This window comes from Xenophilus azovorans DSM 13620, assembly GCF_000745855.1.
Lineage (GTDB): Bacteria > Pseudomonadota > Gammaproteobacteria > Burkholderiales > Burkholderiaceae_C > Xenophilus > Xenophilus azovorans.
Window position 1 is genome coordinate 37,005 of sequence record NZ_JQKD01000012.1, and the last position, 26,433, is coordinate 63,437.

Below are 26,433 nucleotides of genomic sequence, written 5' to 3' on the forward strand. Positions count from 1 at the left end.
TTCATCTATCATTGGAAATGATACCGCTATCAATTGGCCGCCCGGGCCAGGGTCAACCCGGACTTGAACGTCGAAAGGAGCTGAAGATCGTGTTCGAGAAAATTTCCACCCAATGGATCGACATCGCCCCCGGCGGCTGCCAGGGCCTGCTGGCGCTGCCGCCGGCCGGCACCGGCCCGGGGCTGGTGCTGTTCCAGGAGATCTTCGGCGTCAACGCGCACATCCGCGCCGTGGCCGAGCAGTACGCGCTGGACGGGTTCGTCGTCCTCGCGCCCGACCTGTTCTGGCGCCAGGCGCCGAAGGTGCAGCTCGGCTACGAGGGCGAAGACCGCGACCGCGGCATCGGGCTGATGAAGAAGCTCGTTCCCGAGGAACTGCAGGCGGACGTGAAGGCCGCCGTGGCGGCACTGCGCGCGCGCCCCGAGACGGCGGGCCGCAAGGCCGGCGCGATCGGCTACTGCATCGGCGGCCGCCTGGCGTTCACCGCCGCGGCGCTGACCGATGTCGACGCCGCGGTGGCCTACTACGGAGGCGGCATCCACGACCAACTGCAGTTGGCCGCCTCCATCGAGTGCCCCATGCAGTTCCACTACGCGGAGAACGATGGCGGCATCCCGCTGGCGGCGGTCGACAAGGTGCGCGAGGCGATGGGCGCACGCGCCGAGGTCTTCGTGTACCCCGGCGCCACGCACGGATTCAACTGCTGGGACCGCAGCGCCTACCACCCGGCGAGCGCCATGCTGGCGCACGGCCGGGCGCTGACGTTCCTGGCCGAGAAGCTGGCGTAGGCCGGCGGTCCGGGTGCGCCTCACATCCGCCCGGCCGCCGAGCCGCAGTCCAGCGCCAGCGTGTGGCCGGTGATCGCGCCGGCGGCCGGCGAGGCGAGGAACAGCGCCGCCTCGGCGAAATCCTCCGGCTGCACCAGCCGCCCGAGCGGCAGGCCGCCCACCAGGCCGGCGACCGCGGTGCCGACGTCGTCGTTCACCTTGGCCAGGTGCGCCCGCAGGAAGGGCGTGTCGGTCGGCCCCGGCGCGATCGCGTTGACGCGCACGCCGCGCGGCCCGAACTCCAGCGCGAGCGATTTCACCAGGCCGCCCAGCGCGTGCTTGGAAGCGGTGTAGACGCTGCGCTGCGCCCGGCCCATGAGGCCGCTGACCGAGCCGGTGAAGATCAGGCTGGCGCGCGGGCTCTTCACCAGGCTGCGCAGCGCCGCCTGGGCCGAGAAGATGCTGCCGCTGACGTTCACGTCGATCACGCGGCGCAGTTCCCCGGGGTCGGCCTGCAGGAAATCGCCTGCATAGCTGAGGCCCGCGTTCGCCAGGAACACATCGACCGGCGCGCCCAGGAAGCGCTCGGCCGCGCCCACCAGCGCCGCGCAGTCGGACGGCATCGACACGTCGCAGCGCATGCCGATGGCAGCAGGCAGACCGCGTGCGACGGCCTGCGCCGCGGCTTCCTCGATGTCCGACACGACGACCCGCGCACCGGCCTGTGCGAAGCGGCGCGCGGCCACCGCGCCCATGCCGCTGCCCGCCCCCGTGACGACGACGCCCCAGCCGGTGAAGCCGCTCATGGCGTCAGCTTGATGTTGGCGGCCTCGATCACGCGGGCGAACTCGGCCGTGTCGCTCTTCATCGCCGCGGCAAACTCGTCGGGCGTGGTGGTCCAGGGGATCTGCCCCTGCGACAGCAGCCTTTCGCGCACGTCCGGCATGGCGAACACCCGGCCGATGTCGGCCGCGATCCTGTCGATGACCGGGCGCGGCGTGGCTGCCGGCGCCAGCACGCCGAGCCAGGACTTCATGCCGAAGCCGGGCAGCCCCGCCTCGGCGAAGGTCGGCACGCCCGGCATCAGGGGCAGCCGCGTTTCGGCGGTCGTGCCCAGCGCTTTCAACTGGCCCTTCTGCAGGTAGGGGATGGCCGTGATCGGCACCGCGAAATACAGCTGCACCTGGCCGCTCAGCAGGTCCGTCATCAGCGGGCCGCCTCCCTTGTAGGGCACGTGCAGCATCTTCGTGCCGGTGAGCATGCCGAAGAGCTCCATCGCGATGTGGTTCGCGTTGCCGTTGCCGGCCGAGGCGTAGCTGTACGTGCCGGGATGGGCCTTCGCGTCGGCGATGAACTCCTTCAGCGTGTCCGCCTTGACCGAGGGATGCGCGACCAGCACGAACTCCGCCTTGTAGATCGGCGTGACCGGCGCGAAATCCTTGACGCTGTCGTAGGGCAGGTTGGAGAACAGCAGCGGGTTGCTGGCGTGCGTGCTGGCGGTGAGCAGCAGGGTGTAGCCGTCCGGCGCCGCCTTGGCGACCACGTCGGTGCCGATGATGGTGCTGGCGCCCGGCCGGTTGTCGACCACCACCTGCCGGCCCCAGAGCTGGGTGAGCTTGTCGGCCATCAGCCGGGCCACCGGGTCGACGCTGCCGCCCGGCGGGTAGGGGACGACCAGCCGCACCGGGCGGTTCGGGTAGTCGCTGCTGCCCTGGGCCCGGCCGGGCAGGGGCAGGCCCGCTGCCAGCGCCGCGGCCGACAGGGCGAAGAGGAAGCGCCGCTTGCCTTGCATGGACGCCGCCATCAGCGCGGGTCGCCGTCGAGGCGCGCGATCCAGCCTTCGTGCTCTCGGCCGGCGGCCGGAAAACGCTCCAGCACCTGCGGGTCGTGGCCGGGGATCACCAGTTGCGGCGCGTCGGCGAGGGCGTAGATGCGCCGGTACGCCTCCATCATGTCCGCCACGTTGTAGACGGCGGGGAAGGGCCGCTTGCCCTCCATGTTGGCGTAGAAGTGCGAGGCATCCGAGGCCAGCACCATCCAGCCCTTCTCCGTGCGGACCCGCACCACCTGCAGGCCTGCCGTGTGGCCGCCCATGTGGTGCACCGTGATGCCGGGGGCGATCTCGTCGTCGCCGTCGTGGAAGGCGACGCGGCCCTTGAAGACCTTGTGCACCATGCTGGCCACGTCGTCGGGCTCGAAGTGCAGGGCCAGCGGGTGGTGGCACATGCAGCGGCCGGTGCAGAACGACATCTCCTTGTCCTGCACGTGGTAGCGCGCCTGCGGGAACAGGTCGCGGTTGCCGGCGTGGTCGTAGTGCATGTGGGTGATGACCACGTCCTGCACGCCCGCCGGGTCGATGCCCACCGCCTGCAGGCCCTCGTGGATGGGCCGGGTGATGTGACGGCCGCGCTTGTCGGCGCCGGCCTGGTCGAAGCCCGTGTCCACGAGGAAGGTGCGGTCCTTGCCCACCACGGCCCAGACGAAGTAGTCCAGCGGCATCGGCACGTCGTGGGTGTCGCCGCCGATGAAGTTGGCGGGCGAGCGGCGCTCGTGGCGCGCGTACTTGATCGCGTAGACGCGGTAGGTCTCGGTGGGGTGAATCACGGTGTCCTTCGGGTCGGGTTGTCTCGCCGTCATGATATCGCTATCATTCATCGCTGTCCCGGTCGCATTTCCCCGCTGCAGGTCAAGTCCGCACTTGACGGCAGGGCGCCCGGCACCTTAGATTGATAGCGGTAACATAAATCCGGCCATCGCTCGGACCGGCGCCGGAACTGGAGACACGCATGAGCTTCGGATGCCTCGTCCGCCGCGCAGCCGCGGCCCTGTTTTCGCTGCCGGTCCTGGCCGGGTTTGGACCTTCGCCCGCGTGGGCCGACACGCAGCCCTGGCCCACGCGGCCGATCCGCTGGATCGTGCCCTACACGGCAGGGGGCCTGTCGGACTCGATCGCTCGGCTGGTCGCGCAGAAGCTCTCCGATCGGCTGGGGCAGCCCGTCGTGATCGAGAACAAGACCGGCGCGGGCGGCAACATCGGGACCGAGCTGGGCGCCAAGGCGGCGCCGGACGGCTACACCATCGTGCTGGGCAACCCCGGGCCGGTGACGGTCAGCCAGAGCCTGTACGGCAACCTGCCCTACGCGCCCGAGAAGGACCTGGCGCCGATCAGCCTGCTGCTGGCCTACCCCAACGTGCTGATCGTCAGCCCCGGCGTGCCGGCCACCACGCTCAAGGAATTCGTCGACTACACCCGTGCGCAGCCGCATCCCGTGGCCTACGCGACGGCAGGCATCGGCACCTCCCTGCACCTGGCCGGCGAACTGTTCGCCCGCACCACCGGCGCCAAGCTGGTGCACGTACCGTACAAGGGAGGCGCCAACTCGCGCATGGACCTGATGAGCGGGGTGATCCCGGTGACCTTCGAGGTGATCTCCGGCTCGCTGCCGATGTTCGCCTCCGGCAAGCTGCGGCCGATCGCCGTGACCTCGGCGCAGCGTTCCTTCATGCTGCCCGACGTGCCCACGGTGGCCGAGTCCGGCTACCCGGGCTTCGAGGTCGAAGGCTGGATCGGCGTGCTCGCACCGGCCGGCACCCCACCGGAGATCCTGAACCGCTACGCCACCGAGATCGCCGCCATCATGCGCATGCCCGACGTCGCCGCCAAGGCGAAGGAGTGGGGCGCCTATGTGCCGACCCTCGGCCCCGACCACTTCGGGCGCTTCATCCATGCGGAATCGGCCCGCTGGCGCGAGGTGATCCGCGCCGCCGGCATCAAGGTCGACTAGCCCTTGCGCTTCATCCCACCGCCTGCGGCGGCGTCCGCCGCGGGCCCCCACGTTCCATCGAAGGAGAAAAACATGCTCAAGAGTCCGGGATGCGCGAGGCGCACCGTCGCCGCGGCAGCCGTCGCATTCGCCGCGGGTTCGGCGCTGCCCGCATGGGCGCAGTACTCGGGCGACGTCATCAAGGTCGGCTTCCTCACCGACATCTCCGGCGTCTATTCCGACAACGACGGCCAGGGTGGCGTCGAGGCCATCAGGATGGCTATCCAGGACTTCGGCGCGGTCAACGGCAAGAAGGTCGAGTTCCTCTACGCCGACCACCTCAACAAGGTCGACGTCGCCTCGTCGAAGGCGCGCGAGTGGTTCGACCGCGACGGGCTGGACATGCTGGTGATCGGCGCCAATTCCGGCGCCGCGCTGGCGCTGGCCAAGCTCTCGGCCGAGAAGAAGAAGCCGATGTTCGCCATCACCGCGGCCACCGCGCGGCTGACCAACGAGGAATGCACGCCCTACACCGTGCACTACGCCTACGACACGGTGTCGGTGGCGCGCGGCACCGGCGGCGCGATCGTCGACGCCGGCGGCAAGGACTGGTTCTTCCTCACCGCCGACTACGCCTTCGGCACCTCGCTGGAGAAGGAGACGGCCGACCTCGTCAAGGCCCGGGGCGGGCGCGTGCTCGGCAGCGTCAAGCACCCGGTGGGCGCCACGCCCAACTTCTCGGCGCTGCTGCTGCAGGCGCAGGCCTCCAAGGCCAAGATCCTCGGGCTGGCCACCAGCGGCGACGACCTGATCAACGCGATCAAGGTGGCCAACGAGTTCGGCATCAACAAGACGATGAGCCTGGCGGCCATCCTCACCCACATCACCGAGATCCACGCGCTGGGCCTGAAGCTCACCCAGGGCATGTACCTCACCGACGGCTGGTACTGGGACCAGAGCGACGCCTCGCGCGCCTGGGCCAGGCGCTACTTCGACAAGATGAAGAAGATGCCCAGCTCGATGCAGGCCGGCGACTACTCGGCGGTGACCACCTACCTGAAGGCGGTCAAGGCCGCAGGCACCGACGACGGCGACAAGGTGATGGGCGTGCTCAAGTCCACCCCGATCAGCGACATGTTCACCAGCCACGGCGTGATCCGCACCGACGGCCGCATGGTCTACGACATGTACCTGCGCCAGGTGAAGACGCCGGCCGAGTCGAAGTACCCGTGGGACTACTACAAGACCATCCGCACCATCCCGGGCGACCAGGCCTACACCACCAAGGCGGAGAGCAAGTGCGCGCTGTGGAAGTGACGGCCTGCCTGCTGCGCTGCTGACCCCTCCGATGGACATCTTCGGCATTCCCCACCAGGCGCTGCTGGCCCAGCTCTTCCTCGGGCTGGTCAGCGGCTGCTTCTACGCGCTGCTCTCGCTCGGGCTCGCGGTCATCTTCGGCCTGCTCAACGTCATCAACCTCTCGCACGGCGCGCTCTACATGCTGGGCGCCTTCCTCACCTGGATGGGGCTGAGCTACGCGGGGCTGAGCTACTGGACCATGCTGGTGCTCACGCCGCTGCTGGTCGGCGCCTTCGGCATCCTGGTCGAGACGACGCTGCTGCGCCGGCTCGCGCGGCTCGACCATCTCTACGGCATGCTGCTGACCATCGGCATGGCACAGGCGCTCGAAGGGCTGTTCCACTCGCTCTACGGCGTCAGCGGGCGCTCGTATGCGGTGCCCGAACTGCTCGGCGGCGCCACCGACATCGGCTTCATGGTGCTGCCGAACTACCGCGCCTGGGTGGTCGTGGTCTCGCTCACGGCCTGCTTCGCCACCTGGTTCGTGATCGAGAAGACGCGCCTGGGCGCCACGCTGCGCGCCGGCACCGAGAACCCCCGCCTGGTCGAGGCCTTCGGCGTCAACGTGCCGCTGCTGGTCACACTCACCTACGGGCTGGGCGCCGCGCTCGCCGGGCTGGCCGGCGTGCTGGCCGCGCCGATGTCGCAGGTCTCGCCGCTCATGGGCAGCAACCTGATCGTGGTGGTGTTCGCGGTGGTGGTGATCGGCGGGCTGAGCTCGATCCTCGGCGCCATCCTCACCGGCCTGGGCCTGGGCCTGGTCGAGGGCATCACCGGCGTCTTCTATCCCCAGCTGTCGGCCACGGTGGTGTTCATCGTGATGGCGATCGTGCTGATGCTGCGGCCGGCTGGCCTGTTCGGGCGGCAGAAGTGAGGCGCGCGATGATGAGTCCTCGCCGGCTGGGCTACGCGCTCCTGCTCCTCGCGCTGCTGGCGGCGCCGGCGGTGGTCTACCCGGTGCTGGCGATGAAGGTGCTGTGCTATGCATTGTTCGCCTGCGCCTTCAACCTGCTGATCGGCTTCGCCGGGCTGGTCTCCTTCGGCCATGCCACCTACTTCGGCGGGGCCGCCTACCTGTGCGGCTATGCGCTCGCCTCGCTCGGCCTGCCGACGGAGCTCGGCATCCTGGCCGGCACCGCCGCCTCGGCCTGCATCGGCTTCGTCGTCGGCTCGCTGGCGATCCGGCGCCAGGGCGTGTACTTCTCGATGATCACCCTGGCGATGGCGCAGATGCTGTACTTCTTTTACCTGCAGGCGCCGTTCACCGGCGGCGAGGACGGCCTGCAGGCCATCCCGCGCGGCAGGCTGCTGGGCGTGGTCGACCTCGGCAGCGACCTCGCGATGTACTACCTGGTGCTGGCCATCGTCGTCGGCGGCTTCGTGCTGGTGGTGCGCACCGTGCACTCGCCCTTCGGGCAGGTGCTGCAGGCGATCAAGGAGAACGAGCCGCGCGCGCTCTCGCTGGGCTACGAAGTCTCGCGCTACAAGCTGCTGGCCTTCGTGCTCTCGGCCGCGCTCGCCGGCCTGGCCGGCTCGACCAAGAGCGTGGTGCTCGGCTCGGCCACGCTGACCGACGTGCACTGGGCCATGTCGGGGCTGGTGATCCTGATGACCCTGATCGGCGGCATGGGCACCTTCATCGGGCCGGCGTTCGGTGCCGCGGTGATCGTGCTGCTGGAGGACAAGCTCGGCGACATCGGCAACTTCCTCGCCGCGGCCACCGGCGTCGAGTGGTTCCGCGCCATCGGCGTGTCGGTGCCGCTGGTCACCGGGCTGATCTTCATGGTCTGCGTGATGACTTTCCGCAAGGGCATCGTCGGCGAGTTCGCGCACCTCCTGCGCGCCGGGCAGGCGGCGCAGGCCGCGCCGACGCGCAGGGAAGAGGAGGCGCAGCATGCCTGACGCCATCCTGCGCGCCGAGGGCCTGTGCAAGGACTTCCGCGGCTTCCGCGCCGTCGACCGCCTCGACCTGCAGGTGCAGCGCGGCCACATCCACGCGCTGATCGGGCCGAACGGCGCCGGCAAGACCACCTGCTTCAACCTGCTGACCAAGTTCCTCGAGCCGAGCGCCGGCCGCATCTTCTTCAACGGGCGCGACATCACCCGCGCGACGCCGGCGCGGATCGCGCGGCTGGGCGTGATCCGCTCGTTTCAGATCTCGGCGGTGTTCCCGCACATGACGGCGCTGCAGAACGTGCGCGTCGGCCTGCAGCGGCGGCTGGGCACCTCTTTTCACTTCTGGCGGCCGGCGCGCACGCTGGACCGGCTGAACGCGCGCGCGATGGAGCTGCTGGCGCAGGTCGACCTCCAGGATTTCGCCGGCACCGCGGCCGCCAGCCTGCCCTACGGGCGCAAGCGCGCGCTGGAAATCGCCGCGACCCTGGCGATGGAGCCCGAGCTGATGCTGCTGGACGAGCCCACGGCCGGCATGGGCATCGAGGACGTGGCGCGCGTCACCGCGCTGATCAAGCGCGTGTCGGCCGGCCGCACCATCCTCATGGTGGAGCACAACATGAGCATCGTGGCCGGCATCTGCGACCGCATCACGGTGCTGCAGCGCGGCAGCGTGCTGGCCGAGGGCCGCTACGACGAGGTGGCGGCCGACCCGCGCGTCGCCGAGGCCTACATGGGCACCGCCCATGCGCAGGAGGAAGCGCCATGACGGGGATGCCCGGGAAGCTGCCGCGCGAGGCGCAGGCCGATCCGGTCATCGAGCTGCGCGGCCTGCATGCCTGGTACGGCGAATCGCACGTGCTGCACGGCGTCGACCTGCATGTGAACCGCGCCGAGGTGGTCACGCTGCTCGGGCGCAACGGCGCCGGCCGCACCTCCACGCTGCGCGCGATGATGGGCCTGACAGGCACCCGCAAGGGCTCGATCCGCATCCGCGGTGTCGAGACCATCGGCCTGCCCACGCGCCGCATCGCGCATCTCGGCGTGGGCTACTGCCCGGAAGAGCGCGGCATCTTCGCCTCGCTCTCGGCCGAGGAGAACCTGCTGCTGCCGCCGGTGGTCTCCCCCGACGGCCGCGGCATGCCGCTGGAGCGCATCCATGCGCTGTTTCCCAACCTGCGCGGGCGCGCCGCGGCGCAGGGCACGCGCCTGTCGGGCGGCGAACAGCAGATGCTGGCGATCGCCCGCATCCTGCGTGCCGGGGCCGACCTGCTGCTGCTCGACGAGATCTCCGAGGGCCTGGCACCGGTCATCGTGCAGGCGCTGGCGCGGACGATCCGCGCCCTGCGCGGGCAGGGCATGACGATCGTCATGGTGGAACAGAACTTCCGCTTCGCGGCGCCGATCTCGGACCGCTTCTACGTGATGGAGGGCGGGCGCGTGGTCGACGCCTTCGCCGCGCACCAACTGCAGGAGCGGACGCCCTCGCTGAGCGCGCGCCTCGGCGTGTGAGGCGCCGCCAGCACCATGCCAACGGGGCCGCCGCGGCCCAGTGAAAGAGAGACGAACGATGAGCAATTGGCAGCGCGCCGGCGCGCTCGACGACATCCAGGAAGAAGCACCGCATGCGGTGGAGATCGGCGGCAAGGCCATCGCGCTGTACCGCTTCGGCGACGAGGTCTGCGCGGTGGGCGACACCTGCCCCCACCAGGGCGACGTGAAGCTGTCCGAGGGCTACTTCGAGGGCGACACCATCGAGTGCCCGATGCACCAGTCGTGCTTCAACGTCCGGACCGGCAAGGTGCTGGGCCCGCCGGCGCGCGACGACCTGCCGGTGTACCCGGTGCGCATCGAGGACGGCCAGGTCCTGGTCGACACCGAAGGCTGAGCGGGCGCCGCCTTCGCGGCGCCGCGCTCCGGGGGCAGGGCGCGCTGCCATGCGCTAACACGGGCCCCTCACGTATCATCCCCCGATGCAGAACGTATCAAAGGCCGAGGCGGCGGCGCGGCGCAGGCGCCGCGGCCGCCGTCCCGCTGGAGGGGTGTGACGTGGCAGAAGGAAGAGTCCGTACGGGAGGCGGCGAGGCCCGCATGCGCGACGTGGCGCGCGCCGCCGGCGTGTCGCTGATGACGGTTTCGCGCGCCCTGCGCGAGCCGCACAAGCTGTCCGAGGAAACGCGCAAGATCGTGCTCGACGCCGTCCAGAAGATCGGCTACGTGCCCAACAGCATCGCGGCCAACCTGGCGTCCAACCGCTCCAGCGTGGTGGGGCAGATCGTGCCGAGCATCCGCAACTCGCTGTATGCCGAGACGGCCAAGGGCACTTCCGACGTGCTGCGCAGCGCGGGCCTGCACCTGCTGCTGGCCGACAGCGGCTACTCGTTGCAGGAAGAGGAAGCGCTGATCGGCGCCATGCTCTCCCAGCGCGTGTGCGGGCTGATCCTGCACAACACCGACCACACGCCCCGTGCGCTGCAGATGATCGAGCGCGCCGGGGTGCCGGTGATCGAGACCGGCGACATCCCGCGCAGGCCGCTGGACATGGTGGTGAGCTATTCCAACGCCGAGGCGGCCAAGGCCATGACGCTGCACCTGGCGGCGCGGCGCTACCGGCGCATCGGCTTCGTCAGCCTCGACACCAGGATCAACCGGCGCGCGCGCGAGCGCCAGCGCGGCTACCTCGCGGCGCTCAAGAGCCTGGGCATCCCGAAGGATCCGGCGCTGATCGCCGAGGTCGAGCCCGGCCTGACCTCCGGCGCCCACGCACTGGTCGACATGATGACCCGTGCGCCCGACGTGGAGGCGATCTTCTTCGCCGGCGACGTGCTGGCCATCGGCGCCCTGTTCGAGACCCAGCGGCGCGGCTGGAAGGTGCCGGGCCGCGTGGCGATCGCCGGCTTCGACGATCTCGACATCCTGCAGCACACCGTGCCGCGGCTGACCTGCCTGCGGCTGCCGCGGCTGGAGATCGGCCGGCGCAGCGCCGAGGCGCTGCTCGACCGCATGCGCGGCACGAAGAACCCGGTGCGCGTCGACCTGGGCTTCGAGGTCATCCAGCGCGAGAGCACCTGAGCGGCCGGGCCGGGCCCGGCCGGCGGCGCGCGCATCGGCCTCGGCTTGCGCGCGCTTCTTTTTCGATGATAATGTTAACGCTATCAGTTCTGAACCACGGTCCGGGCTGGCCTTCCTATCCAACTGAAACGGAACACACGACGATGAAAGGGAAAACCGCGCTGATCACCGGTTCCGCAGCAGGCCTGGGCTTCGCGATCGCCGAGGCGCTGGCGCGCGCCGGGTGCGACATCGTCCTGCACGGCATCGAGTCCGCCGAAAGCGTGCAGCCGCAGCAGGCGCGGCTCGAGCGCGAGCACGGCGTGGGCGTCGCCTACATCCGGTCCGACCTGGCCGACCCGGGTGCGGCCGAACGGATGATCGCGCAGGTGCGGGCGCTGCACGGGGGCATCGACGTCCTGGTCAACAACGCCGTCACGCGGCACTTCGCCGGCGTGGCCGAGTTCCCCGCCGAACGCTGGGACCGGGCGCTGGCGGTGAACCTCAGCGCCGCCTTCCACACCATCCGCCTGAGCCTGCCCGGCATGCGGGAGCGCGGATGGGGGCGCATCTTCAACATGACCTCGGTCTACGGGTCGCGCGCGGTCGCCAACCGGATCGACTACGTGACGACCAAGACCGCGCTGATCGGCCTGACGCGGTCGGTCGCGATCGAGACCATCAACCAGGGCATCACCTGCAACGCCATCTGCCCCGGCGCGGTGCTCACGCCGACCAGCGAACTGCGCATCGACGCGCTGATGGCCGAGACCGGCCTCGAGCGCGAGGCCGCGACAGAGCGCTTCCTCGCCGGCAAGCAGCCGATCCAGCGCTTCGTCGATGCGGCCCACGTGGCGCAGCTCCTGGTGTTCCTCTGCGGCGAGGCCGGCACCGACATCACGGGCGCGGTGCTCCCGGTGGAGGGCGGATGGCTGGCGAGCTGAACACGGCGGACGCGGCCGCCGGCGCGAGCGACGCGCTGGCGCGTTTCGCCTCGCAGTTGCACTGGGAGGACATCCCCCCCGGGGTGCAGCACGAAGCCCGGCGCGCGCTGGTCAACTTCTTCGCCACCGCGCTGGCGGGCTGCCGCGACCCGGCCATCGAGGTGGCCGCGCGGGTCTTCCGGCCGTTCGGCGCCGAGGGCGCCTGCACCGTGATCGGTCGCCGCGAGACCACCAATGCGCTGCATGCCGCCTCGCTCAACGCGATGAGCGGCAACGTCTTCGACTACGACGATACGCATCTGCCGACCATCATCCATCCGACCGCGCCGGTCGCACCGGCGCTGTTCGCTCTGGCGCAGATGCGCCCGGTGACCGGGCGCGACCTGCTGCTGGCCCTCGTGGCCGGGGTGGAGATCGAGTGCCGGCTCGGCAACGCCATCTCGCCCGGGCACTACCAGCGCGGCTGGCACATCACCTCCACCTGCGGCGTGTTCGGCGCGGCGGCCGCCTGTGCGCGCGTGCTCGGGCTGGACGCGCGCCGCACGCTGTGGGCGCTGGGCAATGCCTCGGCGCAGTCCTGCGGCCTGGTCGAGAACCTCGGCAGCATGGCCAAGAGCATCGGCGTGGGCAACGCGGCCTCCAACGGCCTGCTCTCGGCCCTGCTGGCGGCGCAGGGCTTCGAAGGGCCGGCCATGCCGATCGAGGGGCCGCGCGGCTTCCTGCGCGTGACCGGCGAACGGCCCGACTTCGCCTCGCTGACCGAAGACCTCGGCCGGCGCTGGGCGCTGTCGAGCAACACCTACAAGCCCTACCCCTGCGGCGTGGTGCTCAACCCGGTCATCGAGGCCTGCCTGGCGCTGCATGCCGAGGCGCCGGTGGCGCCGGACGCGATCGAGCGGGTCGAACTGCGCGGCCATCCGCTGCTGCGCGAGCGTACCGACCGGCCTGCACCGCATTCGGGCCGCGAGGCCCAGGTCAGCGCCCAGCACGCGGTGGCCGCCTGCCTTTCCAGCGGCCAGGCCGGGCTGGATCAGTTCAGCGACGGCGCCGTCGCGGCGACGGCGCGCCACGGCCTTGCCGGGCGCCTGTCGTTCATCGACGATGCGGCCCTCGGCGTCGAATCGGCGACGGTGACGCTGCACCTGCGCGACGGCACGGTGCGCTCGCGGCACGTGGCCGCCGCCCGCGGCAGCCTCGCGACGCCGCTGGGCGACAAGGACCTCGAACGCAAGCTCATCGACCTCGCGGCCTGGGGCGGCAGCGGTTGCGCGCCGCAGCCGCTGATCGATGCCCTGTGGTCGCTCGACTGCCGCGGCGACGCCGGCACACTCATGCGGCTGGCAGCCTGAGCGCCACGCCGCCTTCTTCCCGACGAACCCTCTCTTCACATCTCCAGGAGCAACGAATGAACAAGGAACTCTACGAACAAGGTCTGAAGGTCCGCCGCGCGGTCGTCGGCGACGCCTACGTCGACGCATCGCTGAAGAGCGCCGACGACTTCAGCATGCCGATGCAGGAACTGGTCACGCAGTACTGCTGGGGCGACGTCTGGTCGCGCCCGGGCCTGGACCGCAGGAGCCGCAGCCTGCTGAACCTCGGCATGATCGCGGCGCTGAACCGCAACGAGGAGCTCGCCACCCACGTGCGCGGCGCGATCAACAACGGCCTGACCAAGGAAGAGATCTGCGAGGCCTTCCTGCAGGTGGCGGTGTACTGCGGCATGCCCGCCGGGCTGACCTCGTTCAAGGTGGCGCGCCAGGTCTTCAAGGACATGGGCATCTGAGGCGAGGGCGCAGCATCATGTCCGAACAGAAAACCATCGGCTTCATCGGCGTGGGCGTGATGGGCAACCCCATCGCGCGGCACCTCATCGCCAAGGGCCACACCGTGCTGGCCTGCGACAAGAGCGACCGCGCCGTGGCCGCCATCGTCGCGGCCGGCGCCAGGGGCGCGGCCAGCGTGTCCGAGGTGGTCGACCAGGCCGCGATCGTCTTCACCAGCCTGCCCAGCCCCGCGATCTTCACCGAGGTGGTGCTCGGCGCGGGCGGCGTGAAGGACGGCAAGGCGGTGAAGATCATGGTCGACCTGTCCACCGTCGGCTCGCGCGCCACCAGCCAGGCGGCGGCAGGCCTGCTCGAGAAGGGCATCGACCTGGTCGATGCGCCGGTCAGCGGCGGCGCGGCGGGCGCGGAGAAGGGCACGCTGGCCGTGATGGCGGCCGGGCGCCCCGAGGCCGTGGCGCAGGTGCGCGAGCTGCTGGAAGCCTTCGGCAAGCTCTTCGTCGTCGGCCCGCAGGCCGGCCAGGCGCAGTTGCTGAAGCTGCTCAACAACATGCTCTCGTCGACCGCCTTCGCGATCACTTCCGAGGCCTTCGTCGCGGGCGTGAAGGGCGGGCTCGACCCCGAGGTGATGATGGCCGCGATCAACGCCGGCAGCGGCCGCAGCGGCGCCTCGCAGGACAAGTTCATGAAGCAGGTGATGCCGCGCAGCTTCGACTTCGGCTTCCCGATCAGCAGCGTGTGCAAGGACATCGGCCTGGCGATCGAGGAGTGCGAGGCGCTCGGCGTGCCGATGTGGGTCGGCAACACGGTGCGCCAGCTCTGGAATTTCGCCGGCCGGCAGGACGGCATGCAGCGCGACATGACCGAGCTGGTGAAGTCGATCGAGCACTGGTCCGGGCTGGACGCGGCCGGCGGCCCGAAGGGCTGAGGCCGGCGCCGCAGGGCGCCGCGCATCGCAGCGCGCACAACGAGACAAGCCGGAAGGAAGACCGCTCATGAGTTCATACCTGGTCGGCGACCTGGTCGCCGAGTTCCTGGCCTGCTGCGGCGTGCAGGCGGCCTTCGGCATCATCTCCGTGCACAACGTGCCGGTGCTCGACGCGGTGGCGCGGCAGCAGCGGCTGCGCTTCGTGATGGCGCGCGGCGAGATGGGCGCGGCCCACATGGCCGACGGCTTCGCGCGCGCCTCGGGCGGCCTGGGCGCGCTGATCACCAGCACCGGCCCCGGCGCGGCGAACGCCGCCTCGGGCCTGCTGGAGGCGGGCTTCGCCGGCTCGCCGGTGTTGCACATCACCGGGCAGAGCCCCACGCGCACGCTGGGGCGCGGACAGGGCGCGGTGCACGACGTGCCCGACCAGCTGGGCATGCTGCGCGCGGTGTCCAAGGCGGCATGGCGCGTGCATTCCCCGCAGGAGGCGCTGGGCGTGCTGACGCGCGCCGCAGTGGAGGCGCTGAGCCCGCGCCAGGGGCCGGTGAGCGTGGAGATCCCCTTCGACGTCCAGCGCAGCGCGGTCGAGCGGCCGGCGGCCTTCGACCGCTTCGTGCTGCCGCTGCCGCCGCGCCGCGTGCCGCAGGGCGCGGAGCTCGACGCGCTGGTGGAACGCGTGGCGCGCGCCAAGCGGCCGATGCTGTGGCTGGGCAACGGCGCGCGCGAGGCAGGTGCGGCGGCGGCGCGGCTGCTCGGCCTGGGCTTCGCCGCGGTCAACAGCCAGGCGGCGCACGGCATCGTGCCCGGCGATCATCCGATGAACCTGGGCGCGCTCAACGGCAGCCGCCACAGCAGCCCGGACCCGGTGGTCGAGGCGCTGTTCGAGACCTGCGACCTGCTGCTGGTGGCGGGTTCGCGGCTGCGCCTGAGCGAGACCCGCGAGGGCCAGTGCCGGCTGCCGAAGAGCCGGGTGCAGATCGATCTCGACCCCGCCGCCGAGGGGCGCACCTATGCGAGCGAGCTCTTTGTCTGCGGCGACAGCGCGGCCACGCTCGATGCGCTGGCGCAGCGCCTCGAGGGCCGGCTGCAGGTGGACCCGGCGTTCGCGGCCGACGTCGCGGCCGCGAAGCGGCAGGCGGAGGACGCGTTCCGGGCCACCCTGGGGCCCTATGCGGAGTTCCCCGGGCAGTTGCGCGCGGTGATGCCGCGCGACGCGCTGTGGGTGCGCGACGTGACGCTGCACAACGGCTCGTGGGGCAACAAGGCCTTCCCCATGTACGGCCCCCACGACGGCATGTTCCCCATCGGGCTGGGCATCGGCCAGGGCCTGCCGCTGGGCATCGGCGCCGCCGTGGCGGCCCATGCCGCGGGCCGCAAGGTGGTGATGATGGCCGGCGACGGCGGCTTCGCGATGAACATGACCGAGCTGTGGACCGCGGTGCAGGAGCGGCTCGACATCGTGGTGCTGGTGATGAACGACGGCGGCTACGGCGTCATCAAGCACATCCAGGACAGCGTCTACGGCGGCCGTCGCCACTACGGCGACCTCCTGTCGCCCGACTTCGGCCGGCTCGCCGCGCTGGCGGGCATGCCCCACTGGAAGGTGGGCGCGGCGCAGGAGCTCGGCGACAAGGTCGGCCAGGCGCTGGCGGTGCGTGGGCCCGCGATGGTGGAGGTGGACATGGCCGCGATCGGCGAATTCCCCGCCTACGTGGTGCCGATGAAGTGAGCCGGCGAGGCAACGAGAAGGAGTACACAGCATGTCCGACCTGCCCGGCCGCATCGCGATCAAGGAAGAGGGCCCGCGCGAGGGCTTCCAGTTCGAGAAGGGCGAGATCCCGACCGCGCGCAAGATCGCGCTGATCGACGCGCTCTCGGGCACGGGCCTTAGGCAGATCCAGCTGGTGAGCTTCGTGCCCGCGAAGAACGTGCCCGGCATGGCCGACGCCGAGCAGGTGGTGGCCGGCTTCACCCGCGCGCCCGGCGTGGCCTACACCGGGCTGTGGCTCAACGAGCGCGGCCTGGAGCGCGCCATCGCCACCGGCAAGCTCGACATCAGGGGCCACCTCAACCTGACCGCCTCCGAGACCTTCCTGCTGCGCAACCAGAAGCGCACCCTGGCCGAGAACCTGGAGGCGCTGCACGGCATCGCGGCGATGTACCGGCGGCGCCAGGTGCCGATGGACCGCATCTCGATCGCGGCGGCCTTCGGCTGCAACTTCGAGGGCGACATCCCCGTCGGCGTGCTGCTCGCCCAGGTGCGCCAGATGCTGGCGGTGGCGCGCGAGCACGGCTTCGAGGTCCGGACCCTGTCGCTGGCCGACACCATGGCCTGGGCCACGCCGCTGTCGATCAAGCGGGTGGTGGGTGCGGTGCGCGAGGCGCATCCCGAGCTGCAGATCGGCCTGCACCTGCACGACACCCGCGGCATGGGCATCGCCAACGCCTGGGCCGGCCTGGAGATGGGCGTGGCCCAGTACGACGCCGCCGTCGGCGGGCTGGGCGGCTGCCCCTTCGCCGCGCACAAGGGCGCGGCGGGCAACGTCTGCACCGAGGACCTGGTATTCATGTGCGAGGAAATGGGCATCGAGACCGGCGTCGACCTCGAGGCGCTGCTGGAGGCCGCGCGGCTGGCCGAGGACATCGTGGGCCATCCGCTGCCCGGTGCCGTGAAGACCGGCGGCAGCCTGCGCACGCTGCGCGCCGGCATCGCCGCCGCGGCGGCCGCCTGAGCACCGATGCCGCCGTCCCATGACCGGCCGCGCGCGCTCGACGGCGTGCGCGTGCTCGACCTGAGTCAGGGCATCGCGGGCCCGTTCGCGGCGCGCCTGCTCGGCGACCACGGCGCGGAGGTGACGAAGGTCGAGCCGCCCGGCGGCGACGCGGCGCGCCGGCTGCCGCCCCTGGCGCCCGGGGCGCCGGAGGGCGAGCGCAGCCTGCTGTTCCAGTACCTCAACTGGAACAAGCGCGGCATCGTGCTCGACCTCGGCGACGCGGCGGCGCGCCGGCAGCTCGCGGCCCTGGTGCGTGGCAGCGACATCGTCATCGAGAGCTTCCGTCCGGGCGTGCTCGCGGGCTGGGGCCTGGCGCCGGCGGAGATGCTGCGCCTGCAGCCGCGGCTGGTGGTCTGCTCGGTCACCGACTTCGGCCTGCAGGGCCCCTATGCGGACTTCCGCGGCAGCGACCTGGTCCACCAGGCGATGAGCGGCATCATGCAGATCAGCGGCCGGGCCGACCGCGAGCCGCTCAAGCACGGGCTGTCGCAGGCGTACTTCTGCGCCGGCCTCAATGCCGCCTATGCCGCGCTGGCCGCGCACCTGGCGGCGCAGCGCGACGGCATCGGCGACCACGTGGATCTGTCGGTCCACGAGTGCCTGGTCTCCGAGCTGGTGATGTGCGAGACCTACTACTCCTTCATGGGCGCAGTGCAGGGCCGCCGCCTGGCGGTGCAGGACCCGTTCGCCGGCGGCCCGATCGCCACGCGGCGCGGCTACGTGGCGATCCAGTCGGGCGGGCCGACGCCGCTGGAGGCCTATGCCGACCTGCTCGGCGACGAGGCCTTCCGCGATGCCCGCTTTGCGAGCAACGGCCAGCGCGCCCAGCACGTGGACGAGGTGCGCCAGGCGGTGGAGCGCGCGGTGCGCGGGCGCGATGCGAAAGAGATCTTCCTCGAGGGCTCGAAGCGCCGGCTGCTGGTGGGCATGGTGCAGACCGCGCCCGACCTGCTGGCCTGCGAGCAGTTGGCGGCGCGTGGCTTCTTCGCCGAGCTGACCCACCCGGCGACGGCGGCGCACGGCGCCTTCCGCTTCCCGGCCGAGCTGGCCCGCCTGTCCGCCACGCCGACCTCGGTGCGCCACCGCTCGCCGCTGCTGGGCGAGCACACGGCCGAGGTCCTGGGTGCGCTCGGCGCCGCGACCCCCGAGCCGCCGCCCGCCGGCGCGCGGGCGCGGCGGCCGCTCGAAGGCCTGCGCGTGCTCGACCTCTCCACCGTGGTGGCGGCGCCCTACATGGCGGCGCTGCTCGGCGACCTGGGCGCGGAAGTCATCCGGATCGAGGCGCCGCACAAGCTCGACCAGACGCGCAAGGGCGTCTTCACCACCTACCTCGACGACGACACCGGCGAAGGCGCCATCAACCGCTCGGGCATCTTCCAGGTGCTCAACCGCGGCAAGCGCTCGATCGTGATCGACATGTCGCGCCCCGAAGGGCAGGACCTGTTCCGCCGGCTCGTGGCCTGCAGCGACATCGTGCTGGAGAACTACACGCCGCGCGTGATGAAGGCATGGAAGCTCGGCTACGACGAGCTGCGCCGCATCCGGCCGTCGCTGGTCATGCTGTCGAACACCGGCTACGGCGGCACCGGCCCATGGTGCAACTTCCCGAGCCAGGGCACCACGCTCGAAGCCACCATGGGCATCGCCGCGTACACCGGCTACCGCGGCGACAAGCCCTGGAAGGCCGGCCAGTCCTACCCCGACTTCCTGGCCTGCTGGACGGGGCTGGGCGCGATCCTGGCCGCGCTGCACCATGTGCGCCGCACCGGCGAGGGCCAGCACATCGACCTGGGCATGTACCAGGTGGGTGCGGCGCTGATCCCCGAGCCGCTGCTGCAGGTGCAGCTCGACGGCAGCCAGCCCGGGCGCATCGGCAACGAGCACCCTGAGCACGTGCCGAGCAACGTCTATCCGGCGCGCGGCGAGGACCGCTGGGTGGCCCTGAGCGTGGAGAGCGATGCGCAGTGGCAGGCGCTCGCGGCGCTGATGGCGGCGGACGGCGCGCCGGTGGACGAGGGCCTGGCGGACGCAGCGGCCCGCCGCGCCGCGCGCGAGGCGGTGAACGCGGCGGTCGGGCGGTGGACGCGCGGGCAGGACGCGCACGCGCTCATGCGCCGGCTGCAGGCGCTGGGCATCGCCTGCGGCCCGGTGCTGAACAACCGCGACCTGCTGCTCGACCCCCACCTGGCCGCGCGCGGCTTCCACGAGCGGGTGCGCCATCCGGCGCCGATGGGGTGGCGCCCCCTCATGGGCCGGCCGTGGCGGCTCGCGCAGCGCGAACTGCGCATCCGCAAGCCTGCGCCGGCCTACGGCGAGGACAACCGATGGGTCCTGCGCGAACTGCTCGGCATGGACGCCGCCGAGGCCGAGGCGCTGATCGCCGCGCGCGTGGTCTGCGACACGCCGCACGGCAGCAAGCCGATCGACGCGATGGGGCTGGCGGCCCTGCAGCGCCAGAAGAGCGTCCACGAGGTGGATGTCGACTACCGGTGCCGGCTCGGCATCGCGCCCTGAAGAAGCGGCATCAGCCCCAGACTTCTTCCGGCACCGGCAACCCGCGCAGGTCCTCGGCCGTGAGCGGCCGGTCGGGTGCGGTGCCGCCGCTTTCCAGCATCAGGGCCAGCTGGCGCGTGTGCTGCGCGGCATGCCACACGGTGCGCTCCAGCATGTCGTGCATCTCCGGGTGCCCGTAGTAGGTGGGCACCTTGCGCTTCAGGTCGCGCTGCGGATCGGCGGCCCACCAGGCCAGCGCGCGCTCGCGCACCTTCAGCCCCCAGTGCGCGATCTCCTCGCCGCCCCAGTCCGCCGGCGGCTGGTCGTTGAAGTTCTCGACGTTCATGCCCCGGCCGTCCGCGGCGTCCAGGCCCATCTCCACCACGCGGAAGATGTGGAAGGCGAGCGCGCCCTGGGTGCGGTTGCGGTTGCGAAAGGTCTGCCTGAGCTGCGCCGGCGGGAACTGCCGCGTGATGCGCGCCGCCGTCGCGAGGATGGTGTCCAGCTTGGCGAACAGCTGCGACCCCGGCAGCGGGTCGGCCAGCCGCATCCGCAGGTCCAGGAAGCGCAGCACCTCGCCGAACGACTGGCACAGGGTGAAGCGCTGGCCGAGCGAGATCACCGGCAGGCCGCGCGCGCCCAGCGCCCTCAGCTCCGCCAGCGCCTCCGGGTTGTCCTCCGCGTTCACCGAGACGAATTCGATGCCCTGCCGGGTGAGGAATTCCTTGGTGCGCAGACACGAGGAACAGCCGGGCTTCCAGAACAGCTTGATGCGGGCGGGGGCGGGGGTGTTCATGTTCGATCCTTGGCGTTGGAAATGTGAGGGGCGTTGCGGCCTCAGCCGGCGGGCGGCTCGAAGGGGTAGGGCAGCGCAGGTCCGCCGCGCAGCGGCAGCGCCACCGTGGCGCTGCCCGGCGTCGATTCGACGCCGTGCTCGTTGACGATGCCGAGCTCCAGCGCCACCAGGCCGAAGGAGGCCGCCTCGCGCTTGTGCGCGACCCGGGCCCAGACCTCGAGCGTCTCGCCGACCTTGTTCATCGCGCGGAACTGGAAGCCCACCTTCCAGACCCAGCCGCCGCGGCCGGCCCAGTCCTTGAGGAGCTGCACCACGAACTGCTGCTTGAACGAGCCGTTGATCAGCAGGTCGGGCAGCTTGTCGTGCTCCACCGCGAACGGGCGGTCGTAGTGGATGCGGTGCCAGTTCTCCATGGCGGCCGACCAGCGCATCAGGTGCATCGTGGTCAGCGGCCCCTTGCGCAGCCGCGGCAGCTCCTCGCCGATCGCCACGTCCTCGTAGAAGCGCGTGCCGGTGGCCTTCACGGGGCCCTCCGGATCAGCGTGCGGCGGGCGCGCAGCAGCAGGTCGCCCGCGCCGGTGTGCAGCTCGGTCTCGATCACCACCAGGATCATCGTGCCCTTGCCGGTCTGCTTCTCGTGGATGTCGGCGTAGCGCTGCCGCACCGTGACCGTCTCGCCGAAGCGCGCATACCGGAAGAACTCGAACTCCGAGCCGCCGTTGAGCACCGGCAGATGCGCCAGGGGCCGGATCACGGGCAGCCCCTGGCCGGGCACCGCGCCGTCGAAGCCGGGGTCCGCCGCGTGCTCCTGGATCGGATCGGGCGTGCCGAAGGGCCGCCGCATCATGTGGTTGGGAAACAGCGGCGGCGCCACCGGGCCGCCGTAGCGGCCGCCGGCATCGGCGTCCGGCCCGTAGTCGGGGTCGTCGTCCATGATGGCCTGCGCGAAGCGCCGCACCGCGCCCTGCTCGACCGGATCGCAGGCGATCTCCACCTCGCTCCAGGGGCCGATATACGCTCTGACGTCGTCGGTGATCATCCCAAGCACCTTCCAATGCGGCATGCCGCCGCCTCAGGGTTCCGGTGGGTCCGCCCGGATTCAGTTAGCGCTATCATAAACGCAAGCGTGCGTGCATGCGCGCCGCCTGCTCCACAGCGAAGGACCCTCCCATGAACCAGACCGGCGCACCCGCCGCCTCTTCCTCGAACCGCGGCACGGCCGTCGTGACCGGCGGTGCGCGCGGCATCGGTGCGGCCGCGGCGCGCCGCTTCGCCGCCGAGGGCCGCGCCGTGGCCGTGCTCGACGTGAACCGCGCGCAGGGCGAGGCGCTGGCGGCCGCCCTGGAGGGCACGGGCGGCGCGCCGGCGCGCTTCTACGACTGCGACGTGGCCGATGCCGACGCAGTGGCGGCGGTGGCGCTGCGGGTGGAACGCGAGCTGGGACGCGCCGGCGTGCTCGTCACCTCCGCCGCGCTGATCCCCAACACCGAGTCGCTGATGGAGATGGACCTCGCCGCGCACGACCGCATGTGGCGCGTCAACTACCACGGCACCCTGCACGCCTGCCGCAGCTTCGGCCGGCAACTGGTCGCGGCGGGCGGCGGTGCGATCGTCACCGTGGGGTCGATCAACAGCCTGCTGCCGCTGCCGCTGCCGGCCTACAACCCCGGCAAGGTGGCGCTCGCGCGGCTCACGCAACTGCTGGCGGCGGAGCTCGGCCGGCACCGCGTGCGCGTGAACAGCGTGGCGCCCACCTACGTCATGACGCCCGAACTGCAGGCGCGCATCGACGCGGGCCAGCGCGACCTCGGCAAGATCATGTCGGTGCATGCGCTCGATACGCTCCCCACGCCCGCCGACGTGGCCGACGCGATCGCCTTCCTCTGCTCGCCGCAGGCGCGCACCATCACCGGCGTGCTGCTGCCGGTGGATGCGGGGTGGAGCGGGAGCGTGAGCTACATGACCTATGCGGGCGGGGTGCCGTGGGACCGGGAGGCGCCCGCGGGCGCCCCGTCGGCCTGAACCTGCCTTGTGACCCCACAGCAACCCACGCAGGGAAGCCCCATGAAGCGCCTCTTCCTCAAGTCCCTGGCCATGCTCGCGGCAACCGGCCTGGCCGCGCCGCTCGCGTTCGCGCAGGGCAGCTATCCCGAGCGCCCCATCCGCGTGATCGTCCCCTTCCCGCCCGGCGGTTCGGTGGACCCGATCATGCGCATCGTCGCGCCCAGGCTGGGCGAGCTGCTGGGGCAGCCCGTCGTGATCGACAACCGCGCGGGCGCCAATTCGGCCATCGGCGCCGGCATGGTCGCCAAGGCCGCACCGGACGGCTACACACTGCTGTTCACGGCCGGCAGCACGCACGTGATCGTTCCGCTGCAGGCGCCGCAGTCCTCCGACTTCCTCAAGGACTTCGCGCCGGTGGCGGGCGTCTCGCGCTCCAGCTATATCCTGGCCGTGCACAACTCGGTGCCCGCCCGCACGCTGCCCGAGTTCATCGCGTACGCGAAAGCCAATCCCGGCAAGCTGAACTACGCCAGTTCCGGCGTGGGCAACCTGAACCACCTCGCGGCCGAGCTGTTCAACCTGCGCGCCGGCACGAAGGTCGTGCACGTGCCGTACAAGGGCGGCGGCCCCGCGGTGCAGGACTTCCTGGCCGGCCGCGTGCAGATGATGATCACCAACGTGCCGACGCTCCAGCCGCACGTGGACGCCGGCGCGCTGCGCGCCCTGGCCTACACCACCGCACGCCCGGGCGGGCCGCAGGTTCCCACCTTCTCGCAGTACGGGCTCTCCGAACTGGAGTCCATCGAGCCGTACCTGGTCCTGCTCGCTCCGGCGCGCACGCCGGAGCCCGTGATCGCGAAGCTCACGGCGGCGATGCAGAAGCTGCTCGCGATGCCCGATGTCACCAAGGCCATCGACACCCAGTTGCAGTCTCCGTACTACCTGACACCGCAGCAGCTGGGCCGGCGGCTGCAGCAGGACAACGCGCGCGTCAAGGAAGTGATCGAGAAGGCGCACATCGTCCTCACGCCCTGAGGCCCCGCACCGCCATGAACATGTCCGACCCGACAACGACCCCGCCGAAGCGGCCGACGGCCGAGGAGACGGTCGTGCGCAACCTCATCGACCGCCATGCCCTGGAACGCGGCGACCAGGTCTTCGCGCTCTTCGAGGACGGCACGCGCTGGACCTTTTCCGGGCTGAAGACCCAGGTGGCCGCCGCCGCCGCCTTCCTTGCCGGCCAGGGCGTGGCGCAGGACGACATCGTCGCGGTATGGATGCCCAACGGCCCCGATGCGCTGCGCATGATGCTGGCCATCAACTACCTCGGTGCCGTCTGCGCACCGCTGGGCCTGGCCTCGCGCGGCGGCTTCCTCGAACACATCCTGAACAACAGCGAAGCCCGGCTGATGGTCGTCGACGCGCGCCTGGTGGGGCGGCTGGCCGAGGTCCAGGCCCGCTTCCTGCGCAAGCTGGTCGTTGCCGGGGCGGGCGGCGATCCGGCGCCGGCACCGGACGGCGTCGAGATCGTCGAGCACGCGCCGGACACCGGCGCACCCACCGCGCTGCCGCCGCTCACGCGGCCGATCCGGCCCTGGGACACCCAGTTCGTCCTCTACACCTCGGGCACGACCGGGCCCTCCAAGGGCGTGCTGACCTCCTACATGCAGCGGCATGCGCATGCCTTCTCGGCGCGGCACATTTCCGCGGCGGACCGCCGGCTGATCCATGCGCCGCTGTCGCACACGGGCGGCATCGGGAACATCTACGGAATGCTGGCCCGCGGGGGCTCCATCGCACTGGTCGAATCGTTCAAGACCGACCGCTTCTGGAGCGACGTGCGGCGCTTCGGCATCACGACGACGTCGCTGCTCGGCGTCACGCTGCCGTACCTGCTGCAACAGCCGGAGAGCGCACAGGATCGTTCGCATCCGTTGAAGACCATCCAGATCGCGCCGGTCGATGCGAGCGCCGCGGCCTTCTCCCGGCGCTTCGGTGTCGACGTGTACGGCGTCTACAACATGACGGAGATCTCCGCGCCGTTCCACGGCGAGCCGAATCCCGGGGTACGGGGCGTGTGCGGCAGACCGCGCCCGGGGGTCGAGGCGAGGATCGTCGACGAGAACGACCTTCCGCTCGAGGACGGCCAGGTCGGCGAGCTGGTCATCCGCTCGGCCGAGCCGTGGACGATGATGAACGGCTACCTCCGGGAGCCGCAGGCCACCGCCGACGTCTGGCGCAACGGCTGGTTCCACACCGGCGACGCCTTCCGCAGGACGGCACAGGGCGAATTCGTCTTCGTCGACCGGCTCAAGGACGCGGTCCGGCGGCGCGGCGAGAACATCTCGTCCTTCGAGGTCGAGAGCGAGATCGCGCGCCACCCGCAGGTGCGCGAGGTGGCCGTGGTCGCGGCAAAGAGCGAATTGTCGGAGGACGAGGTGCTCGCCGTCGTGTCGCCGGTGGCGGGCGGCTCGGTCGAGCCCGAAGCGCTGATCGAGTTCCTGCGCACCCACCTGCCGTACTTCATGATCCCCCGGTACATCCGCGTCATGCCGGCGCTCCCCCGGACCGCGACGCAGAAGATCGTCAAGCACCAGCTGCGCGCGGAGGGCGTGACGGCCGACACCTGGGACCGGGAAAAGGCAGGCGTCGTCGTGAAGCGCGACCGCCTGTGACGACCCGCCTTCCTGCCGAACGAGGACAACAACGATGCCATCTCCCAGCGGTCCGCTCCAGGGCCTGAAAGTCGTCGAATTCGCTGGGCTCGGGCCGGCACCGTTCTGCGGCATGCTGCTGTCCGATCTCGGCGCCGACGTGATCCGCATCGACCGCAAGGGCGCGCGTCCCTACCTGAAGACCTCCGTCACCTCGCGCGGGCGGCGGTCGGTGGCCGTGGACCTCAAGCACCCCCGCGCGGCCGACCTCTGCCTGCGCCTCATCGACCAGGCCGATGTCCTGATCGAGGGCTTCCGTCCCGGCGTGATGGAGCGGCTGGGCCTGGGTCCCGACGTCGTGCTCGCCCGCAGGCCGGCACTGGTCTACGGCCGGATGACCGGATGGGGACAGCAGGGGCCCAACGCGCACAAGGCCGGCCACGACATCAACTACATCGCGCTGTCGGGCGCCCTGCACGCCATCGGAACGGAGAAAGAGCCGGTGATCCCGATCAACCTGCTGGGCGATTTCGGCGGCGGTTCGCTCTACCTGGCCTTCGGCATCATGGCCGCACTGCACCACGCGCGGGCGACCGGCCAGGGGCAGGTGGTGGATTGCGCGATGGTCGACGGCGCGAGTTCGCTGATGGGCATGATCTACGGCTACCTCGACTCGGGCTACTGGAAGGACCGGCGCCAGGCCAACTCGATCGACGGCGGATCGCACTACTACAACGTCTACCAGTGCCATGACGGTGAGTGGATCGCGCTGGGCGCCTCCGAGCCGCAGTTCTACGCCAACCTGCTGCGCAAGCTGGGGCTCGACGGCCCGGACTTCCATCCGCAGCGCGACCGCACGAAGTGGCCGGCGCTGAAGAAGCGCTTCGCCGAGACGATCCGCCGCAAGACGCGGGCCGAATGGCTCGCGATCATGGAAGACAGCGACTGCTGCGTCACGCCGGTGCTGTCGCTGGCCGAGGCGCCGCGCCATCCGCACAACGTCGCGCGGTCGACCTTCGTGGAGATCGACGGCGTGGTGCAGCCGGGCCCGGCGCCACGCTTCTCGGCGACGCCGGGCGCGGTGCGCAACCCGCCCGTCGCCATCGGTGCCGACAACGTCTCGGGCCTGGTCGCCTGGGGATTCGATGCGCAGGATGTCGAGCGGCTCGTGCGCGAGGGAGCGGTCCAGGACTGCCGCGAGGCGGCGGCCGCCGGGTGAGCGCGG

26 protein-coding genes are annotated in these 26,433 nt (G+C 71.1%); 20 read left to right on the forward strand and 6 right to left on the reverse strand.

What is annotated here, in order from left to right:
- Positions 1–101: 101 nt before the first annotated feature.
- Positions 102–788: a dienelactone hydrolase family protein gene (locus Q392_RS08900; RefSeq protein WP_038205415.1), complete on the forward strand. Its 687-nt coding sequence runs from the start codon at positions 102–104 to the stop codon at positions 786–788.
- A gap of 20 nt (positions 789–808) precedes the next feature.
- On the opposite strand, the gene Q392_RS08905 is transcribed toward Q392_RS08900, so the two are convergent.
- Genes Q392_RS08905 through Q392_RS08915 form a run of 3 tightly spaced genes read right to left on the reverse strand, consistent with a single transcriptional unit; the run spans position 809 to position 3,404 of the window.
- Positions 809–1,573 carry an SDR family NAD(P)-dependent oxidoreductase gene (locus Q392_RS08905; RefSeq protein ID WP_038205035.1) on the reverse strand — a complete coding sequence of 255 codons (765 nt, stop codon included), beginning with the start codon at positions 1,571–1,573 and terminating at the stop codon, positions 809–811.
- A complete protein-coding gene (locus tag Q392_RS08910) occupies positions 1,570–2,559 on the reverse strand; it encodes a tripartite tricarboxylate transporter substrate binding protein (protein WP_038205419.1) in 990 nt (329 codons plus the stop codon). Before Q392_RS08910 ends, Q392_RS08905 begins: the two co-directional genes overlap by 4 nt.
- Before the next feature lie 11 nt (positions 2,560–2,570).
- Positions 2,571–3,404: an N-acyl homoserine lactonase family protein gene (locus Q392_RS08915; protein WP_051953128.1), complete on the reverse strand. Its 834-nt coding sequence runs from the start codon at positions 3,402–3,404 to the stop codon at positions 2,571–2,573.
- A gap of 149 nt (positions 3,405–3,553) precedes the next feature.
- On the opposite strand from Q392_RS08915, the gene Q392_RS08920 reads away from it, so the two are divergent.
- From Q392_RS08920 to Q392_RS08990, 15 genes are all read left to right on the forward strand, one after another.
- A complete protein-coding gene (locus Q392_RS08920; protein ID WP_084216951.1) occupies positions 3,554–4,552 on the forward strand; it encodes a Bug family tripartite tricarboxylate transporter substrate binding protein in 999 nt (332 codons plus the stop codon).
- 72 nt (positions 4,553–4,624) lie between these two features.
- Entirely contained in the window at positions 4,625–5,848 is a 1,224-nt protein-coding gene (locus tag Q392_RS08925) for an ABC transporter substrate-binding protein (RefSeq protein WP_038205038.1), read from the forward strand.
- A gap of 31 nt (positions 5,849–5,879) precedes the next feature.
- A complete protein-coding gene (locus Q392_RS08930) occupies positions 5,880–6,764 on the forward strand; it encodes a branched-chain amino acid ABC transporter permease (RefSeq protein WP_038205041.1) in 885 nt (294 codons plus the stop codon).
- An 8-nt stretch (positions 6,765–6,772) separates the two neighbouring features.
- Positions 6,773–7,792, forward strand: a complete 1,020-nt coding sequence (locus Q392_RS08935) for a branched-chain amino acid ABC transporter permease (protein ID WP_425425174.1) — start codon at positions 6,773–6,775, stop codon at positions 7,790–7,792.
- Positions 7,785–8,552: an ABC transporter ATP-binding protein gene (locus Q392_RS08940; RefSeq protein WP_038205045.1), complete on the forward strand. Its 768-nt coding sequence runs from the start codon at positions 7,785–7,787 to the stop codon at positions 8,550–8,552. The genes Q392_RS08935 and Q392_RS08940 overlap by 8 nt, the downstream gene beginning before the upstream one ends.
- Entirely contained in the window at positions 8,549–9,295 is a 747-nt protein-coding gene (locus Q392_RS08945) for an ABC transporter ATP-binding protein (protein WP_245610677.1), read from the forward strand. The genes Q392_RS08940 and Q392_RS08945 overlap by 4 nt, the downstream gene beginning before the upstream one ends.
- Positions 9,296–9,353: 58 nt before the next feature.
- Positions 9,354–9,671 (forward strand): non-heme iron oxygenase ferredoxin subunit, encoded by a 318-nt coding sequence (locus tag Q392_RS08950; protein WP_038205047.1) that lies wholly within the window; start codon positions 9,354–9,356, stop codon positions 9,669–9,671.
- A gap of 161 nt (positions 9,672–9,832) precedes the next feature.
- Positions 9,833–10,855 carry a LacI family DNA-binding transcriptional regulator gene (locus Q392_RS08955; protein WP_245610678.1) on the forward strand — a complete coding sequence of 341 codons (1,023 nt, stop codon included), beginning with the start codon at positions 9,833–9,835 and terminating at the stop codon, positions 10,853–10,855.
- A 143-nt stretch (positions 10,856–10,998) separates the two neighbouring features.
- Positions 10,999–11,778 carry an SDR family oxidoreductase gene (locus Q392_RS08960; protein ID WP_038205053.1) on the forward strand — a complete coding sequence of 260 codons (780 nt, stop codon included), beginning with the start codon at positions 10,999–11,001 and terminating at the stop codon, positions 11,776–11,778.
- Positions 11,763–13,127 carry an MmgE/PrpD family protein gene (locus tag Q392_RS08965; protein ID WP_038205055.1) on the forward strand — a complete coding sequence of 455 codons (1,365 nt, stop codon included), beginning with the start codon at positions 11,763–11,765 and terminating at the stop codon, positions 13,125–13,127. Before Q392_RS08960 ends, Q392_RS08965 begins: the two co-directional genes overlap by 16 nt.
- Before the next feature lie 56 nt (positions 13,128–13,183).
- Entirely contained in the window at positions 13,184–13,561 is a 378-nt protein-coding gene (gene pcaC / locus Q392_RS08970) for a 4-carboxymuconolactone decarboxylase (RefSeq protein ID WP_038205057.1), read from the forward strand.
- A 17-nt stretch (positions 13,562–13,578) separates the two neighbouring features.
- Positions 13,579–14,487, forward strand: a complete 909-nt coding sequence (locus tag Q392_RS08975) for an NAD(P)-dependent oxidoreductase (protein ID WP_038205060.1) — start codon at positions 13,579–13,581, stop codon at positions 14,485–14,487.
- A gap of 67 nt (positions 14,488–14,554) precedes the next feature.
- Entirely contained in the window at positions 14,555–16,216 is a 1,662-nt protein-coding gene (locus tag Q392_RS08980; protein ID WP_038205062.1) for a thiamine pyrophosphate-binding protein, read from the forward strand.
- A gap of 31 nt (positions 16,217–16,247) precedes the next feature.
- Positions 16,248–17,219 carry a hydroxymethylglutaryl-CoA lyase gene (locus tag Q392_RS08985; RefSeq protein WP_038205065.1) on the forward strand — a complete coding sequence of 324 codons (972 nt, stop codon included), beginning with the start codon at positions 16,248–16,250 and terminating at the stop codon, positions 17,217–17,219.
- 6 nt (positions 17,220–17,225) lie between these two features.
- On the forward strand, positions 17,226–19,775 hold the full coding sequence (locus Q392_RS08990) for a CaiB/BaiF CoA transferase family protein (RefSeq protein WP_038205068.1): 2,550 nt from the start codon (positions 17,226–17,228) through the stop codon (positions 19,773–19,775).
- A gap of 10 nt (positions 19,776–19,785) precedes the next feature.
- Here Q392_RS08990 and Q392_RS08995 read toward each other — a convergent pair whose 3' ends face one another.
- From Q392_RS08995 to Q392_RS09005, 3 genes are read right to left on the reverse strand one after another with little or no spacing between them, the layout of a single operon-like run.
- Positions 19,786–20,550: a glutaredoxin domain-containing protein gene (locus Q392_RS08995; protein ID WP_038205071.1), complete on the reverse strand. Its 765-nt coding sequence runs from the start codon at positions 20,548–20,550 to the stop codon at positions 19,786–19,788.
- A gap of 41 nt (positions 20,551–20,591) precedes the next feature.
- Positions 20,592–21,074 carry a hotdog family protein gene (locus Q392_RS09000; RefSeq protein ID WP_038205074.1) on the reverse strand — a complete coding sequence of 161 codons (483 nt, stop codon included), beginning with the start codon at positions 21,072–21,074 and terminating at the stop codon, positions 20,592–20,594.
- Entirely contained in the window at positions 21,071–21,589 is a 519-nt protein-coding gene (locus tag Q392_RS09005; RefSeq protein WP_038205077.1) for an FAS1-like dehydratase domain-containing protein, read from the reverse strand. Before Q392_RS09005 ends, Q392_RS09000 begins: the two co-directional genes overlap by 4 nt.
- A 131-nt stretch (positions 21,590–21,720) precedes the next feature.
- Here Q392_RS09005 and Q392_RS09010 point away from each other — a divergent pair, with 131 nt between their 5' ends.
- From Q392_RS09010 to Q392_RS09025, 4 genes are read left to right on the forward strand one after another with little or no spacing between them, the layout of a single operon-like run.
- Complete coding sequence (locus Q392_RS09010; RefSeq protein WP_051953130.1) at positions 21,721–22,572, forward strand: SDR family NAD(P)-dependent oxidoreductase; 852 nt, start codon at positions 21,721–21,723, stop codon at positions 22,570–22,572.
- Between the two features lie 42 nt (positions 22,573–22,614).
- Positions 22,615–23,589 (forward strand): Bug family tripartite tricarboxylate transporter substrate binding protein, encoded by a 975-nt coding sequence (locus Q392_RS09015; RefSeq protein WP_038205080.1) that lies wholly within the window; start codon positions 22,615–22,617, stop codon positions 23,587–23,589.
- A gap of 14 nt (positions 23,590–23,603) precedes the next feature.
- Positions 23,604–25,229 (forward strand): AMP-binding protein, encoded by a 1,626-nt coding sequence (locus Q392_RS09020; protein ID WP_084216953.1) that lies wholly within the window; start codon positions 23,604–23,606, stop codon positions 25,227–25,229.
- Positions 25,230–25,263: 34 nt separating this feature from the next.
- On the forward strand, positions 25,264–26,427 hold the full coding sequence (locus tag Q392_RS09025) for a CaiB/BaiF CoA transferase family protein (protein WP_038205082.1): 1,164 nt from the start codon (positions 25,264–25,266) through the stop codon (positions 26,425–26,427).
- Positions 26,428–26,433 lie beyond the last annotated feature (6 nt).

Coding starts and splice junctions, on each gene's coding strand:
- Q392_RS08995 (WP_038205071.1), bottom strand. CDS start 20,550: ATGAACACCCCCGCCCCCGCCCGCATCAAGCTGTTCTGGAAGCCCGGC.
- Q392_RS08960 (WP_038205053.1), top strand. CDS start 10,999: ATGAAAGGGAAAACCGCGCTGATCACCGGTTCCGCAGCAGGCCTGGGC.
- Q392_RS08925 (WP_038205038.1), top strand. CDS start 4,625: ATGCTCAAGAGTCCGGGATGCGCGAGGCGCACCGTCGCCGCGGCAGCC.
- Q392_RS08950 (WP_038205047.1), top strand. CDS start 9,354: ATGAGCAATTGGCAGCGCGCCGGCGCGCTCGACGACATCCAGGAAGAA.
- Q392_RS09025 (WP_038205082.1), top strand. CDS start 25,264: ATGCCATCTCCCAGCGGTCCGCTCCAGGGCCTGAAAGTCGTCGAATTC.
- Q392_RS08905 (WP_038205035.1), bottom strand. CDS start 1,573: ATGAGCGGCTTCACCGGCTGGGGCGTCGTCGTCACGGGGGCGGGCAGC.
- Q392_RS08930 (WP_038205041.1), top strand. CDS start 5,880: ATGGACATCTTCGGCATTCCCCACCAGGCGCTGCTGGCCCAGCTCTTC.
- Q392_RS08910 (WP_038205419.1), bottom strand. CDS start 2,559: ATGCAAGGCAAGCGGCGCTTCCTCTTCGCCCTGTCGGCCGCGGCGCTG.
- pcaC (WP_038205057.1), top strand. CDS start 13,184: ATGAACAAGGAACTCTACGAACAAGGTCTGAAGGTCCGCCGCGCGGTC.
- Q392_RS08985 (WP_038205065.1), top strand. CDS start 16,248: ATGTCCGACCTGCCCGGCCGCATCGCGATCAAGGAAGAGGGCCCGCGC.
- Q392_RS08945 (WP_245610677.1), top strand. CDS start 8,549: ATGACGGGGATGCCCGGGAAGCTGCCGCGCGAGGCGCAGGCCGATCCG.
- Q392_RS08965 (WP_038205055.1), top strand. CDS start 11,763: ATGGCTGGCGAGCTGAACACGGCGGACGCGGCCGCCGGCGCGAGCGAC.
- Q392_RS09020 (WP_084216953.1), top strand. CDS start 23,604: ATGAACATGTCCGACCCGACAACGACCCCGCCGAAGCGGCCGACGGCC.
- Q392_RS08975 (WP_038205060.1), top strand. CDS start 13,579: ATGTCCGAACAGAAAACCATCGGCTTCATCGGCGTGGGCGTGATGGGC.
- Q392_RS08990 (WP_038205068.1), top strand. CDS start 17,226: ATGCCGCCGTCCCATGACCGGCCGCGCGCGCTCGACGGCGTGCGCGTG.
- Q392_RS08980 (WP_038205062.1), top strand. CDS start 14,555: ATGAGTTCATACCTGGTCGGCGACCTGGTCGCCGAGTTCCTGGCCTGC.
- Q392_RS08915 (WP_051953128.1), bottom strand. CDS start 3,404: ATGACGGCGAGACAACCCGACCCGAAGGACACCGTGATTCACCCCACC.
- Q392_RS09015 (WP_038205080.1), top strand. CDS start 22,615: ATGAAGCGCCTCTTCCTCAAGTCCCTGGCCATGCTCGCGGCAACCGGC.
- Q392_RS08920 (WP_084216951.1), top strand. CDS start 3,554: ATGAGCTTCGGATGCCTCGTCCGCCGCGCAGCCGCGGCCCTGTTTTCG.
- Q392_RS08935 (WP_425425174.1), top strand. CDS start 6,773: ATGATGAGTCCTCGCCGGCTGGGCTACGCGCTCCTGCTCCTCGCGCTG.
- Q392_RS09005 (WP_038205077.1), bottom strand. CDS start 21,589: ATGATCACCGACGACGTCAGAGCGTATATCGGCCCCTGGAGCGAGGTG.
- Q392_RS08940 (WP_038205045.1), top strand. CDS start 7,785: ATGCCTGACGCCATCCTGCGCGCCGAGGGCCTGTGCAAGGACTTCCGC.
- Q392_RS09010 (WP_051953130.1), top strand. CDS start 21,721: ATGAACCAGACCGGCGCACCCGCCGCCTCTTCCTCGAACCGCGGCACG.